This window comes from Natronospirillum operosum, assembly GCF_004768465.1.
GTDB classification, from domain to species: Bacteria; Pseudomonadota; Gammaproteobacteria; order Pseudomonadales; family Natronospirillaceae; genus Natronospirillum; species Natronospirillum operosum.
This window is the reverse complement of the sequence record NZ_SRMF01000015.1, coordinates 26,495-40,158: the sequence shown is the minus strand read 5'-3', so window position 1 is coordinate 40,158 and position 13,664 is coordinate 26,495. Positions and strand designations below refer to the sequence as shown.

The window sequence follows — 13,664 nt, the reverse complement described above, 5'->3', positions numbered from 1 at the left end:
GGGCCATGAAACTTTCCACACGCCAGCAGACAATACTGGACTGGGCGCGTCAGGATGAACACCTGGAGGTGGATACCCTGGCGGAACGCTTCGAGGTATCGCCCCAGACCATTCGCAAGGACATCAACCAGCTGTGCGAGAGCGGGTTGCTGCGACGTCGCTACGGTGGCGTCAGTCTGCCCTCATCGGTCTCCAACCTGTCTTTCAGTTCCCGCCAGGTGCTCAATCAACTGGCCAAGCAGGCCATTGCCTCCCGGCTGGCGGCGCAGATTCCGGACCAGTCCTCGGTCTATCTCGGCATTGGCACCACCATAGAGTTTGTGGCTCGCGAGCTGTCCGAGCATGAAGGGCTCAAGGTGTTCACCAACAACCTCAATGTGGCCTCATTGCTCTGCAACAGCGCGGGGGTGGATGTGCAGGTAGCCGGCGGCCGGTTGCGGCATAATGATCACGATGTGGTGGGGGAGCGCACGACCCGTTTCTTTGGCGAGTTCTGTGCCGATTTCGGCATTATCGGCACCGGCAGCCTGGACCCGGCCTATGGCCTGATGGATTTCGAGATCGAGGAAGCCCGGGTCAGCCAGGCCATATTGGGCAATGCGCGGCGGCGCATTCTGGTCGCCGACCAGAGCAAGTGGGATCGACAGGCCCTGGCCCGGGTCGCCCCCTTTGATGCCATTGATCTGCTGATTACGGATACCATGCCGCCGTCCCCGCGTGCGGCTCTGCCACCTTCAGTGGTCGTTCTGGAAACGGAGCCTGAAGCCTGATGAATCCGGTGCCGGACTTTCGTCCGATACGATTTCTGTTTACTGACGTGGACGACACCCTGACCACAGAGGGTCGGTTGCTGCCACAGACCTATCAGGCGCTGTGGGACCTGGCCGGCGCCGGCATCGCCATTATTCCGGTGACCGGCGGGTGTGCGGGCTGGTGCGATCAGATTCTGCGTACCTGGCCGGTGCAGGCCGTCATTGGCGAGGGTGGTGCCTTCTATGCTACCCGGCTCGAGGGTGCCCAGACGCAATGGCGCTATTGGCGCAGCCGGGAGGAGCATCGCCGTGACCAGGCTGCCATTCTGAATACGCTGAAAACGCTGGCGCTGCCCTTTGAGGTGCAGTTGGCGCAGGACCAGTCCTTCCGCCATGTCGATGTCGCCGTCGACTACAATCAGGAGGCCCGACTGACCCCGGCACAGGCGGCCGAAGTGCGTGCCCGTCTGGCGGCTGCGGGCTATTCGGTCAAGCAGAGCTCCATTCACATCAATGTCTGGCAGGGCGAGTTCGACAAATGCGCCATGGCGCGCCGCTATCTCAGCGAGCAGCATGGCCTGAGCCCCGAAGCAATGCAGCAAGGCAGCTTTTTCATCGGTGATGCCCCCAATGACGAAAGCATGTTCGAGTTCTTCCCCAACAATGCGGGCGTCGCCAATATCGCTCAGCATCTGCCCCAGATGCAGGCGCATCCGGCGACCATCACCCGGGGCCGTTCCGGGCATGGGGTAGTCGAGCTGGTGGCCTGCTGGCTGGAGCAGATCGGCACCGCCGTTCAGTAGAGCACTGAAACGCCCGCTACTGCAGGGATTTGCCTTCTGAACGGGCTGCAGATTACCTATGCTATGCTGCGTCGTTCATGTCCTTGGTGAGGTCTCTCATGACAGATATTGTGCAGTTGTTGCAGCATCACCGTTCCATTCGAAAGTTCACTGACCAGCCGGTCGCTCAGGACCGGCTGGAAGCCTATATTCAGGCCGGGCAGGCAGCCGCCACGTCCAGTTTCATCCAGGCCACGACCGTCATCCAGATCAGTGCCGGTGCCACCCGGGATCAACTGGCCGAGTGGGCTGGCGGCCAGGCCTATGTGTCCACATCACCCGTCTTTCTGGTGTTCTGCGCCGACATGCGTCGGCATCAACTGGCCTGTGATCTGCACCAGGCCGAGATGCTGAGCGGGTACACCGAACAGTTCATGACCGCGACTATTGATGTGGCCCTGTTTGCCCAGAATGTGGTGGCCTGTGCCGAGGCCGACGGTCTGGGCATCTGCTATATCGGTGGTCTGCGCAATAACCCCGATAAGGTGTCTTCGGCACTGGAGCTGCCCGAGCTGGTCTATCCGGTGTTCGGACTCTGTCTGGGTTATCCGGACCAGAACCCGGAGGTAAAACCCCGCCTGCCGCTGTCGGTGGTGCTGAAGCAGGACCGCTATGACGACAGTGCCGATGCCGACCTGATTCGCGACTATGACACCGGAGTCCGCCGGTACTACGAAACTCGCACCGGCGGCAACAAGTCCATGACCTGGAGCGAGCAGATCTCCGGCATGCTGAAGAAAGAAGCCCGACCACACATGCTGCCGTTCCTGCAGCAGCGGGGCTTTCTGAAGCGCTGAGGACACAGTGTCTGTCGGCATCGCGTATATCTGATCTGTTGTGCTGCCTTTCACTTCCTGCTGATGCCTGGTTTGTTCTCTTGCCAGCGCAGCGCCATTGATCTGGCTCGTGGCAGATCTCTGCAGTACGTCAGCAGCCCGGTGGTCTTGCGAATGCCGGAACGACGCAGCTTGACAATGATCCTTGTCGGCAAACCCACCAGAATCAGCGCCACACCGGTGCGATTCATTTCGTCGACTAGGGACTTCAGGGCAACAACGGCTGTTCCGTCCATGCTCGGCACATCCTGCATGTCCAGAATGACAGACTGTACCTTGGGGTCCACCAGGTGCAACGCCGAGAGTGCCTTCTCGGCAACGCCGAAGAACAAAGGTCCATTGATATCGTAGACGGCTACTTCGGGAGGGAGTCCATTGATAGCGGGGCGACTCTCGGCATCGATGCGATAGGTTTGTGTCAGCAGGGCCATGCGCCGGATGAACAGCGCCGCAGCGAGGCCGATGCCCACAGCAACGGCCAGCACCATGTCGAAGAGGACTGTGAGACTGAAGCAGGTGACCAGAATGGCTACGTCTCCCGCTGGCGCTGAACGCAGAGTATGCAGAAAGTGCCGGGCTTCACTCATGTTCCAGGCGACGATAAACAATAACGCTGCAAGTGCGGCCATTGGCACCAGCCCGAGCAGACCTGCCAGTGCAACTACCGCCAGCAGAACCACTATCGCATGCACCACAGCGGCGATGGGAGAACAGGCGCCACTGCGGATATTGGTCGCTGTCCGGGCAATGGCGGCGGTAGCGGAGATGCCGCCGAAGAGTGGTGCAACGATATTGCCCAGGCCCTGGCCGATCAGTTCGGCATTGGGGTCATGCCTGGTCTTCGTCAAGCCATCCGACACCACCGCGCATAGTAGTGACTCTATTGCCCCCAGCATCGCAATCGCAAAGGCGGGACCGAGCAGTGCCCGTATCAGCTCGAAACTCAGCTCAAGCGGCTCCCCGCTCGGCCCCGGCAGCAGCCAGGGAGCCATCAATGTCGGTGCAATGGGCGGAATACCACTGCCGGTCGCACCATGTGCCTCCCAGGTGAACCGTGAGGCGATCGTCTCCACAGTGGTTCCAGTCTCGGAACCGCTGAACCACTGATTGACACCATAAGCCGCGATTGCACCGACAACCAGGCCGATCAGGGGTGCCGGGATGGGCACATGCAGGCGGGGCCAAAGCAACATGACGGCCAGTGTAAATACTCCGATGCCCAGTTCAAACGGATTGAGGGTGGGCAGTGAGATGACGATCCGGCCCAGGTTGTCGACAAAATGCTCGCCAAGCTGTCCCACATTCAGACCCAGGAAATCGGGTATCTGCAGCCCCGCGATCACCACTGCGATGCCCGCCGTGAAGCCAAGCACCACCGGGTAGGGCACGAACACTATCAGGCGCCCCATGCGGGTAACCCCTAAAGCCACCAGAATGATACCGGCCATCATCGATGCGATCAGCAGGCCACCCAGGCCGTACTGCTGGACAATGGGAAAGAGAATAACGACGAAAGCTGCCGTTGGTCCGGAGACATTGAAGCGCGCTCCGCCAGTCAGAGCAATGATGGCGCCAGCTACAATCGCTGTGTAGAGCCCGTGTTGGGGAGGTACCCCCGTGGCGATTGCCAGCGCCATTGATAGCGGCACGGCGACAGTACCGACAGTCAGGCCCGCCATCACATCCTTGCGCAGATCAGCAAGACCATAGCCTTCTCTCCAGGCTGCACGCAGACCGGTGGCGATAGCGGGAAGATTTGGAGACAAACGCCGGTGTGCCAATGTGGAGACCCTCACAGCGAGCAACCCTTGCCATGGAGGAGGTCTGCACACCACTCCCTGCGTAGGATTAAATCATAATGTTATGTGAATAATATTAACATGGCATGTTCATGGGAAACAAACAGCGGACCTTATGTGCCAATTCACCTCGGGGTGGTCTGTGCAGGGTGGTTGCTTATGGCGGCGCCTGGTATTAGCATCAAATGTTAATGCCAGTGGAGGCCCCTGATGGAAAGAAAAACAGCACGTCTGACCTTGTTGATCGACCCTCACAAGAAACGAGCTTTCGAGGAACTGTGTGCAGCACAGGACCTGACGCCTTCACAAGTAGTACGGCAGCTCGTACGTGATTATCTGCATAAGCACGGGGTGAATTATCAGGCACAGATGACCAGAGACAGGGATGACATCTCAAACTGACTCCTGAACCTTATCGCAAATTGTCACAAGTAGCGGTGGCGTTATCATGATACCCATCAACCGTGAGATCCGGTGTGGCCTCAAGTTTGCCTCTGCCACCTTGCAAACTGCGCACAACACGCTATATTAGAAAATACTAAATTAAAGAATGCCCGAGCAGGGAGTCTGTCATGATCTTCCGTCAACTCTACGATGCTACCTCGTCGACCTATACTTATCTGCTGGCCGACGAAAACACCCGTGAAGCGCTCTATATCGACCCCGTATTCGAACAGCAGCAGCGCGACCTGGCATTGGTGGAAGAGCTGGGTCTGACCCTGAAGCTGGTGCTGGACACGCATATGCATGCGGACCATGTCACCGCAGCCTGGGCCCTGAAGCAGAAAACCGGGGCTGAAATCGGCTCAGCAGCGGTCAACCAGGCGGCAGATGTCGACCATCCGCTGCGGCATGGGGACACCATTGGTGTCGGCGCCATTCAGCTCGAAGTACGAGCGACACCGGGGCACACCGGTGGCTGTCTGACCTATGTCACCCAGGACCACAGCATGGCCTTTACCGGTGATGCGGTGCTGATTCGCGGCTGCGGACGCAGTGATTTTCAGCAGGGCAATGCGGCAACCCTGTACCACTCCATTACCGAGCAGGTGTTCACCTTGCCGGATGAGTGTCGGATCTACCCGGCTCACGATTACAACGGCCGGACCCGCTCGACCGTCGGTGAAGAAAAAGCTCACAACCCGCGTGTCGGCGGCGGTGCCAACGAGCAGGATTTCGTGCGCTACATGAACGCCATGCGCTTGCCGCACCCGAAGAAGATCGATGAAGCGCTGCCGGCCAACCTGCGCAGCGGTAAGCCCGAAGATGGCCGGTTGCCACCGGAACCGGACTGGGCACCGGTGCGTCTGACCTTCGCCGGGGTACCGGAGGTGGAGCCGGACTGGGTGGTGGAGCACCGCGATCAGGTCACGCTGCTCGACGTGCGTGAACCGAACGAAATTGCCGAGCCGGGGGAGCAGCTGGACAACGCCGTCATGATCCCGGTCGGAGAACTGCACGACCGGGTCGGCGAAGTGCCGACCGACAAGCCCATTGTGGCGCTCTGTCGCTCCGGTCGCCGTTCCTCCATGGCAGTCAATATTCTGCGCCAGAGCGGGGTGGAGCGCGTAGCCAATATCCGCGGTGGCCGCCTGCGCTGGAAGGAGCAGGGGCTGGGTTAGCCGCAACAGAGGGTAATAGCGTCAACGTCAATTGCGGTTGCCAGTCGTGGTCGCGCTGTCTTCTGGCGCAGAGGTGCGAGCCCGGGTTCAAGGGTGGCGGAGCCTGTCCAGTGTGGCATAGTGGCGGCTCTCAGAATCCATTGTTGCCGAGGATGCGCCATGCCCGATCAGTCTGATGCCCTGTATACCCGCCACCTGGAAACCCTGCAGGCTCGCTATGACGAGGCTCTGACCGCTGCCGGTATCAGCCGGGCCGTGATCGCCGCCGGTGATCTGCTGCTGCGCCATGAGGACGATCAGGCGTATCCGTTCAAGCCTTACCCGCTGGCGCAGCAGTGGCTGCCCTTTGTACCGCCGCCCGGTACCTTTGTGGTGGTGAAGGTGGGTGAACCGCCGACCCTGCTGTTTCCTGCACAGAAAGATTTCTGGCATCTGACACCCCAGTTGCCGGGTGGCAACTGGCGCATGCGCTGGCGTATTCAGGAATGGCAGACCGACGTTATCGCCGGTCTGCGCGACCTCACCGACTCTGTCGTCGCCTGGCTGGGCCCGCAGACCCGGGGCCTGGATGTACTGGGTGATTCCGTGGCGCTGAACCCGGCCGCCGTGCTCAATCCGCTGCACTATGCTCGCGCCATCAAGACCGACTGGGAAATTCACTGTCTCGAACAGGCCTCCCGGTCTGCCGTGGCCGGGCATCGGGCGGCGGCCGAGGCGTTTCATGCCGGGCAGCCGGAGGCGCTGATCCATCATGCGTATCTGGCGGCCAGCCGTCAGGTGGCGGAAGAGGAGCCCTATCACAGTATCATCGGTCTGAACGAGTCCGCCGCCACACTGCACTACGAGCGGCGGTGTTTCGAGGCACCCTCTGTGCACCGGACCCTGCTGATCGACGCCGGGGCCCAGTATCTGGGTTACGCCAGTGATATCACCCGCACCACGACCAGCGACGACGGGCTGTTTGCGCAGTTGCTGCAGCAGGTCGACGAGTTGCAGCAGCAACTGTGCCGCCAGGCAGTAGCGGGCACTCACTATCCGGATCTGCACGACGAGACCCTGCGCGGCATTGCCACCATCCTGCATGATGCGGGCCTGTGTCGCCATGACGTCGACACCCAGCTGGCGCAACGCATTCCACAGGTATTCTTCCCGCATGGCCTCGGCCACCTGCTGGGGCTGCAGGTGCATGATGTCGGCGGCCACTGGCAGAACCCGGCCGGCGACCTGGCACCGCCTCCTCGCCACGCGCCCGCACTGCGGCTGACCCGCACCCTGGAAGCCGGCATGGCGCTGACCATAGAGCCGGGTCTGTACTTCATCCCCATGCTGCTCGACCGCATGGTGAAGGACAACGCCGACCACGGCTGTGACCTCGACCTGATCGAAACCCTGCGGCCGTTCGGCGGTATCCGCATCGAGGACAACCTGATCATCGGCGACGGCGCCAGCCGCAACCTCACCCGCGAGGCCTTCGCCCTGTAGCGAGGGACGCAAGTCCCGACAAACGAGGCACCACACCCTGTAGCGAAGGACGCAAGTCCCGAAAAACGAGGCACCACACCCTGTAGCGAGGGACGCAAGTCCCGACAAACGAGGCACCACTCTTGTAGTGAGGGACGCAAGTCCCGATGGGGCCACAGGGCCCCGTATGATGGGCGGCTGGCGCCGCCATCGCGACTCGCGTCGCTCGCTGCAAATTCGGCTTGCGCCTCACTACCCGATGGCAACTAGATTTTACAGTCCTCTCCGGCTGGCAATTAGATACTTTGTCATCCTGGCTGGACAGCTCACAGCCATTGCACAAGTCTATACAGACAAGCACAACAGCAGCAGGCGGCCCGACTCATGAGCGTATTCAGCCATCCGGAATTCGATCATCACGAACACATCAGCTTTGTCCACGACGAGGCCTCCGGCCTGCGTGCCATTCTGGCCGTGCACAATACCCGCCTGGGCCCCGCGCTCGGCGGCACCCGGTTTTATCCCTATGGGACCGACGAAGAAGCCATCAGGGATGTACTCCGCCTGTCACGCGGCATGACCTACAAAAGCGCCATGGCCCGGCTGCCCCTGGGCGGCGGCAAGTCGGTCATCATCGGTGACCCGAAAACAGACAAGACGCCCGCACTGCTGCACGCCTTCGGGCGTGGTCTGAATGCCCTGGGCGGCCGCTATATCGCTGCCGAAGACTCCGGCACCTCGGTGCCGGACATGAAGTGCATCCATGAAGTGACCGAATATGTCACCGGCTACCATGACAAGGTCGATGCCGAGGGTCAGGCCCGCACCGGCGACCCCTCGCCGGCTACAGCCTACGGCTGCTATATGGGCATTCGCGCTGCCGCGCAGCATCATCTGGGCAGGGACTCGCTGAACGGCCTTACTGTAGGTATTCAGGGCCTGGGCAGTGTCGGCTACCGGCTGGGCAGACTGCTGGTGGGTGGCGGCGCCCGCCTGATTGTGGCCGACGTCAACGAGTCGGTGCTGGCCGAGGCCCGTGAGGAACTGGGCGCAGAGGTGGTCTCCACAGAGGACATCTATGATCAGCCCATGGATGTATTCGCGCCCTGCGCTCTCGGTGCTACCGTCAACCCGGATACCCTGCAGCGACTGCAGGCCGGCATCATTGCCGGGGCGGCCAACAATCAGCTCGACCGCGCCGAGACCGGCCAGGTACTGCATGAGCGCGGCATCTGCTATGCGCCGGACTATGTGATCAATGCCGGTGGTGTCATCGATGTGTATTATGAGCAGTCTGGTCAGTACGAACCGGAAAAGGTGCACCGGCATGTGGAAGGCATCCACAAGACGCTGACCGAAATTTTTGAACGCGCGCAGCGGGAAAACAAACCCACCAGCGAGATAGCCGACACCATCGCCCGGGAGCGCCTGCTCTGACGCGATAGGGACAGCGCCATCCAGTCTCCCGCATTGCTCCGGTCTGACCCGTTGTGCACAGGTTGCAGTCTCGGCCAGAAATTCAATCAACTGATTGATTGACTTCTGGTGCTGAGTTACTAGAGTATCGAGGCATGAGTACAGAAAGCACCTCCAACCGCAAGGATCAACTCGCCCGTGCAGCCTTCGATCTCATCGCCGAGGTTGGCATTGAGGGGCTGCGTACACGTGATGTGGCCGCACGGGTCGGTATCAATATCTCCACGCTGCATTATTACTTTCCGACCAAGAGAGATTTGATTGAAGGTGTGGCCCATCTTCTCGGCGACATCTTTTACCAGCAGCATGCAGAGCAGCCGGCAGAATCGATGTCGAGCCTGGAGCGGTTGCGCCAGGAGTTCCGGGATGCGCGCGCGAACATCGAGCAGCGGCCTGATGTGATGATCGTGCTCTATGAACTGGTTCTCTTGTCGCGTCGGCACGACGTAATTGTGCAGATGCTGGAACCACTGCTGGCCGCCTGGCGGGGTGGTATCGCTGAGTTTCTGGCCGAGGGCGTACGCGACGGTACTTTTCGTAGTGACCTCGACCCGGATGCAGGAGCCGACTTTCTGGTCAGCACCATCTGGGGTGCATCCGCTCTGTTTTCCACTGATGTAACGGCTGTAGAGCGTATTTGTGCCGAAATTGAACGATCCTTTACCGGGATCGATTATCCGGTATCGGATGATACCTGACAGGAGGAACACCTGATGGGATCCACCACGGACTCTGCACTGCAGCCACCTTCTGCTGCTCACGCCGGCCATCTCGCGCTTGGTGAGCGCAGGGTTGCCCCCGATCTCGCACGCGGCTTCATGTTGTTGCTGATCGCCATGGCCTATGCCCCCATGTATTTGTCGCAGCCGGATGTCGGGGGTTATGGCGTAATCCCCGGCGGCGGCCTGGCAGATCAGATCGCCAGCTTTGCAGCGGCGCTTCTTCTGGAGAATCGAGCATTTCCGATGTTCGCCATTCTCTTTGGTTATGGAATGGTGATGCTGGTCAACCGCCAGCAGGCGGCGGGTACGGCTGAAAAAGATGCACGAGGGTTGTTGCGTCGACGAGCACTGTGGTTGATTGTTTTCGGGATGGTCCACGCTACGCTTGTTTTCCCCGGGGAAATTCTGACTGCATACGGATTGGGTACACTGATACTTGGATGGCTTCTGTTCAGAGCCGACAGTACGATCAAACGGGCGGTAGCGCTGCTGGTTCCGTTCAGTATTGTGATGGCGGTTTTGGGGTCAGTTCTGATGACCAGTGACGAGGGTTCGGGGTTCGTCATTCCGGGCTACATGACCATGGAAGACTGGATCGTCCGGTTGGTTGGGGCCTTGATCGGACCGCTGTTTTCCTCCTTTGTATTTCCACTGCTGATCCTTGTCACCATCGGCATGTGGCTGGGAAGAATCGGGCTGCTTGATGACCTTTCCCTGCATCGCCGCACCTTGCGTTGGCTGACCGTTGTCGGTATTGCCATCTCGGTGCTGGGTGCCTTGCCTCTGGCGCTGGCCGGTACGGGTGTGCTGAGCAGCACCAGTTTCGCCCTCGGTCTGATGCTGGCCCTGCAGATTATCACTGGCATCGCGGGCGGCGTGGGCTATATTGCCGCTTTCGGGCTGATTGGTCTCCATCTCGAGCAGCGGCGCCGCACTGGCATACTGACCCGCGCGCTCGTGGCCGCTGGCCGCCGCTCCCTCACCATTTACCTCATGGTGTCGGCTGGGGTCGCCATTGTGCTTCATCCGGACCTGCTCGGGCTGGGTGAGTACATGCACCGGGCCGGAGCCATGGGTGTGGCCGTTGTCGTCTGGACCGCAAGCGTTGCCTTCGCCCTGTGGCTGGATACAACCGGCAAACGCGGTCCGGCAGATGCCTTGCTGCGCCGTCTTGTCTATCGCTGAGCAGACCGGGAGTACTTGCGTTGAGCCAGACAGATACCACCATTCGACTGACACAGCTGCAGGCTGGTCCATTGGCCATTGCGGACTGGACGCTGACCGCCGGCGAGCACTGGACAGTGCTGGGCGGCGTGGGCAGCGGCAAGAGCCTGCTTTCACGCCTGCTCTGCGGCGAGCGCGCCCCGGATGCCGGGCAACTCGAGGGCCTGCCAGAGCGGGTGATCTGGTTGTCGCTGGAACAGCAGCAGGACCTGTACGAACGCGAGCTGTACCGGGACGAAACGGACCTGACAGATATCCCGGACCAGGGCACGCCGGTGCGTGCACTGCTGGCAGAAATAGACGCCGACCCGACCGCCATCGACGCCACGGCGGAACTGCTGGGCCTGACATCGTTGCTGGATCGCGGCTATCGGCTGCTCAGTTCCGGCGAAGGGCGTCGCGTTATGCTCGGCCGGGCTCTGCTGGCCAGGCCGGATCTGTTGCTGCTGGAAGAACCCTTCGAAGGTCTGGATACACAGAGTCACGGCGACCTGACCGCAGCCCTGGGAGAACTGGCAGCAACCGGCTGGCGGCTGCTCCTGCTGGTCGGTCAGCGTCAGGATATCCCGCCGTGGGCGACCCACATTGCCCTGCTGGACCACTGTCGCCTGGCCCTGACCGGGCCGGCTGACAGCGTGCGGGTCCATCCCGACTGGCAGGCCACCACGGATCTGATTCAGGCCCCAGCGCCAGAGTTGCCGCCCCGACAGTCCGAGTTCCAGCTGCCGCACTGGCCGGCCGACGAGCCACTGGTGCGTCTGGTCAAGGGCCGGGTGGCCTACGGCGATACACTGCAGTTCGAAGACTTCGACTGGGCGCTCTATCCGGGTCAGCATACCCAGATTGCGGGCCCCAATGGCTGTGGCAAGTCCACCCTGCTGAAACTGGTCAATGGTGATCATCCGCAATGCTATGTGAATGACCTCACCGTGTTTGGCTACCGGCGCGGGCGGGGCGAGAGTATCTGGGACATCAAGAAACATCTGGGTTATGTCTCCACCGATCTGCAACGGGATTACCGGGTGTCGGGCAATGTGGTCACGGCCGTGGTTTCGGGGCTGACCGACTCCATCGGGCTCTATCAGGCCACCGGTCAGCAGGAACTGGATCTGGCCCTGCAGTGGCTGGACTGTGTCGGTCTGGCCGACAAAGCGCGCCACTCTCTGCGCAGCCTGTCCTCCGGCGAGCAGCGGCTGGTGCTGATTGCCCGCGCCCTGATCAAGCAGCCGCCGCTGCTGATTCTGGACGAGCCCACGCTGGGGCTGGACGATCTGAACCGCTTTCGTGTGCTGGCCGTGGTGGAACGCCTGCTGCGCGACGGCCCCACAACTCTGCTGTTTGTCAGCCATCGACAGGATGAGCAGTTGGCGCTGGTCCGGCAGCGTCTGGTCTTTGAACCCGCGTCTTCCGGCTGGCATATTCGACCACAGACGATGACTGGAGGAGAGGCCTGATGAGCTGGCTGATTGAACCTGAAACCCTGCAGACCGAACTGGGCGCTGATGGCCTGCTGATTCTGGATTGCCGTTTTGATCTGACGAACCCGCTGGCGGGCCGTGAGCAGTATGCGGCCGGACACATTCCCGGGGCCGTCTATGCCCATCTGGATGACGACTTGGCCGGGCCGGTTGTGCCTGGCAAAACAGGTCGACACCCGTTGCCGGAGCCGGAAGCCTGGCAGACCACTTTGCGCCAGTGGGGTGTCAGCGCCGACACCCGGGTGGTGGTGTATGACGGCGCCAACAGCATGTTTGCCGCCCGTGCCTGGTGGATGCTGCGCTGGGCCGGGCTGACCGATGTACGGGTATTGAACGGTGGCTGCAAGCGCTGGCTGGCCACCAATGGCGCCACCAGCATCGAAACGCCGCAGCCGGCGCCCGGCGACATTGAGGTGGACTGCCCGCCGGACTGGATTATAGGTGCCGACGACCTGATGGCCGATCTGTCCGCCTGGCAACTGCTGGACGCCCGGGCCTGGCCCCGGTACAGCGGCGAAACCGAGCCGCTGGACCCGAAGGCCGGCCATATTCCCGGCGCGGTCTGTCTGGATTTTTCCCGCAATGTCGATGCCGAGGGGCGTTTTCTGCCGGTGTCGACCCTGCGTCAGCGCTTCGCCGAAGCCGGCCTGGTTGCCGGTCCTGAGATCAGCAGCCCGGCCTGCAGCTCACCGCAGCCGACCCCGGTCAGTTATTGCGGCTCCGGCGTGACGGCCTGCCACAATATCCTGGCCATGATGCTGGCCGGGTTGCCGCAGCCGAAGCTGTACCCCGGCTCCTGGAGCGAGTGGGTGACTGACGATCAGCGACCGGTCGAAACCAGCACCTGAGCGGTCTCAGTCCTCCAGCGACCCTCCGGATATAAAGCTGGGCCAGTTGTTCATGTCGGGATGATCGCGACGAATCTGTTCCAGCAGGGCTTCCTGCTCCTGAGGGTGCATGGGCACAAATCTGCGGCGCTGGTTGTTGTTTTCGCTGCGCACGACCAGGCGGTGGGGATAAAGGTTCAGATGACCACTGCGGGCAGTGGCGTAGCGGCTCAGTCCGTGCTGATTGACGCGATTGTTATTGCGGTTGCGGGAGTTCCAGCCGTTCAGAAGAAAACGACCACCTGTGTCCAGTACGACAATCTCGTATTCGACTCTGGGCGCCGGGCGCAGAAAGAAGGGCTTTCGTTCGCCGGTGTCCATATTTTCGGCAAATATCTGATAATCCCACCAGATACTGTTGCCAGGGGCCGTGCTGGTTTCCATCGGGAACACCAGCAACGCCATGTCACCCTCTGGCTCGGAGGGCAGGGAACTGCAGGCTGACAGGACGAACAGGAAAGAGACAAGCAGAGTGGACATTCGATAATTCATGACAGGCTTCCTTGTGGTTACTACTGAGCAGCGTCCTTGACACTGCGCTTACACTCTAGACGGCCAGTCTGGT

Annotated in this window: 13 protein-coding genes; 11 read left to right on the top strand and 2 right to left on the bottom strand. The window is 61.0% G+C overall.

Annotated features, from left to right (window positions below; translation table 11 throughout):
- The first annotated feature begins 5 nt into the window (after positions 1–5).
- The 3 genes from E4656_RS19195 to nfsA all read left to right on the top strand — a co-directional run bounded on the left by E4656_RS19195 (position 6) and on the right by nfsA (position 2,391).
- Positions 6–770 carry a DeoR/GlpR family DNA-binding transcription regulator gene (locus tag E4656_RS19195; RefSeq protein ID WP_135484946.1) on the top strand — a complete coding sequence of 255 codons (765 nt, stop codon included), beginning with the start codon at positions 6–8 and terminating at the stop codon, positions 768–770.
- A complete protein-coding gene (locus E4656_RS19190; RefSeq protein WP_135484945.1) occupies positions 770–1,555 on the top strand; it encodes an HAD-IIB family hydrolase in 786 nt (261 codons plus the stop codon). Before E4656_RS19195 ends, E4656_RS19190 begins: the two co-directional genes overlap by 1 nt.
- Before the next feature lie 98 nt (positions 1,556–1,653).
- Complete coding sequence (nfsA, locus tag E4656_RS19185) at positions 1,654–2,391, top strand: oxygen-insensitive NADPH nitroreductase (RefSeq protein ID WP_135484944.1); 738 nt, start codon at positions 1,654–1,656, stop codon at positions 2,389–2,391.
- Positions 2,392–2,441: 50 nt separating this feature from the next.
- Here the strand turns inward: nfsA and dauA are convergent, their stop codons facing one another.
- Complete coding sequence (gene dauA / locus E4656_RS19180; RefSeq protein WP_240754044.1) at positions 2,442–4,196, bottom strand: C4-dicarboxylic acid transporter DauA; 1,755 nt, start codon at positions 4,194–4,196, stop codon at positions 2,442–2,444.
- 243 nt (positions 4,197–4,439) lie between these two features.
- Here dauA and E4656_RS19175 point away from each other — a divergent pair, with 243 nt between their 5' ends.
- The 8 genes from E4656_RS19175 (at position 4,440) to E4656_RS19140 (ending at position 13,060) form a co-directional block, all read left to right on the top strand.
- Positions 4,440–4,631 carry a CopG family transcriptional regulator gene (locus E4656_RS19175; RefSeq protein WP_135484942.1) on the top strand — a complete coding sequence of 64 codons (192 nt, stop codon included), beginning with the start codon at positions 4,440–4,442 and terminating at the stop codon, positions 4,629–4,631.
- Between the two features lie 170 nt (positions 4,632–4,801).
- On the top strand, positions 4,802–5,851 hold the full coding sequence (locus tag E4656_RS19170) for an MBL fold metallo-hydrolase (RefSeq protein WP_135484941.1): 1,050 nt from the start codon (positions 4,802–4,804) through the stop codon (positions 5,849–5,851).
- A 159-nt stretch (positions 5,852–6,010) separates the two neighbouring features.
- Positions 6,011–7,333 (top strand): Xaa-Pro dipeptidase, encoded by a 1,323-nt coding sequence (gene pepQ, locus E4656_RS19165; RefSeq protein ID WP_135484940.1) that lies wholly within the window; start codon positions 6,011–6,013, stop codon positions 7,331–7,333.
- A gap of 363 nt (positions 7,334–7,696) precedes the next feature.
- A complete protein-coding gene (locus tag E4656_RS19160) occupies positions 7,697–8,749 on the top strand; it encodes a Leu/Phe/Val dehydrogenase (RefSeq protein WP_135484939.1) in 1,053 nt (350 codons plus the stop codon).
- A gap of 134 nt (positions 8,750–8,883) precedes the next feature.
- Positions 8,884–9,486, top strand: a complete 603-nt coding sequence (locus E4656_RS19155) for a TetR/AcrR family transcriptional regulator (protein ID WP_135484938.1) — start codon at positions 8,884–8,886, stop codon at positions 9,484–9,486.
- A gap of 15 nt (positions 9,487–9,501) precedes the next feature.
- Positions 9,502–10,695: a DUF418 domain-containing protein gene (locus tag E4656_RS19150; RefSeq protein ID WP_205849283.1), complete on the top strand. Its 1,194-nt coding sequence runs from the start codon at positions 9,502–9,504 to the stop codon at positions 10,693–10,695.
- 20 nt (positions 10,696–10,715) lie between these two features.
- Positions 10,716–12,188, top strand: coding sequence for an ATP-binding cassette domain-containing protein (locus tag E4656_RS19145; RefSeq protein ID WP_135484937.1), 1,473 nt, complete (start codon positions 10,716–10,718; stop codon positions 12,186–12,188).
- Positions 12,188–13,060, top strand: a complete 873-nt coding sequence (locus tag E4656_RS19140) for a sulfurtransferase (RefSeq protein ID WP_135484936.1) — start codon at positions 12,188–12,190, stop codon at positions 13,058–13,060. Before E4656_RS19145 ends, E4656_RS19140 begins: the two co-directional genes overlap by 1 nt.
- 6 nt (positions 13,061–13,066) lie before the next feature.
- Here E4656_RS19140 and E4656_RS19135 read toward each other — a convergent pair whose 3' ends face one another.
- Positions 13,067–13,591, bottom strand: a complete 525-nt coding sequence (locus E4656_RS19135) for a hypothetical protein (protein WP_135484935.1) — start codon at positions 13,589–13,591, stop codon at positions 13,067–13,069.
- Positions 13,592–13,664: the final 73 nt, after the last annotated feature.

Excerpts from the sequence above, each read along its gene's own strand:
- E4656_RS19195 (WP_135484946.1), top strand. The coding sequence starts at position 6 with ATGAAACTTTCCACACGCCAGCAGACAATACTGGACTGGGCGCGTCAG.
- E4656_RS19190 (WP_135484945.1), top strand. The coding sequence starts at position 770 with ATGAATCCGGTGCCGGACTTTCGTCCGATACGATTTCTGTTTACTGAC.
- nfsA (WP_135484944.1), top strand. The coding sequence starts at position 1,654 with ATGACAGATATTGTGCAGTTGTTGCAGCATCACCGTTCCATTCGAAAG.
- E4656_RS19175 (WP_135484942.1), top strand. The coding sequence starts at position 4,440 with ATGGAAAGAAAAACAGCACGTCTGACCTTGTTGATCGACCCTCACAAG.
- E4656_RS19170 (WP_135484941.1), top strand. The coding sequence starts at position 4,802 with ATGATCTTCCGTCAACTCTACGATGCTACCTCGTCGACCTATACTTAT.
- pepQ (WP_135484940.1), top strand. The coding sequence starts at position 6,011 with ATGCCCGATCAGTCTGATGCCCTGTATACCCGCCACCTGGAAACCCTG.
- E4656_RS19160 (WP_135484939.1), top strand. The coding sequence starts at position 7,697 with ATGAGCGTATTCAGCCATCCGGAATTCGATCATCACGAACACATCAGC.
- E4656_RS19155 (WP_135484938.1), top strand. The coding sequence starts at position 8,884 with ATGAGTACAGAAAGCACCTCCAACCGCAAGGATCAACTCGCCCGTGCA.
- E4656_RS19150 (WP_205849283.1), top strand. The coding sequence starts at position 9,502 with ATGGGATCCACCACGGACTCTGCACTGCAGCCACCTTCTGCTGCTCAC.
- E4656_RS19140 (WP_135484936.1), top strand. The coding sequence starts at position 12,188 with ATGAGCTGGCTGATTGAACCTGAAACCCTGCAGACCGAACTGGGCGCT.
- E4656_RS19135 (WP_135484935.1), bottom strand. The coding sequence starts at position 13,591 with ATGAATTATCGAATGTCCACTCTGCTTGTCTCTTTCCTGTTCGTCCTG.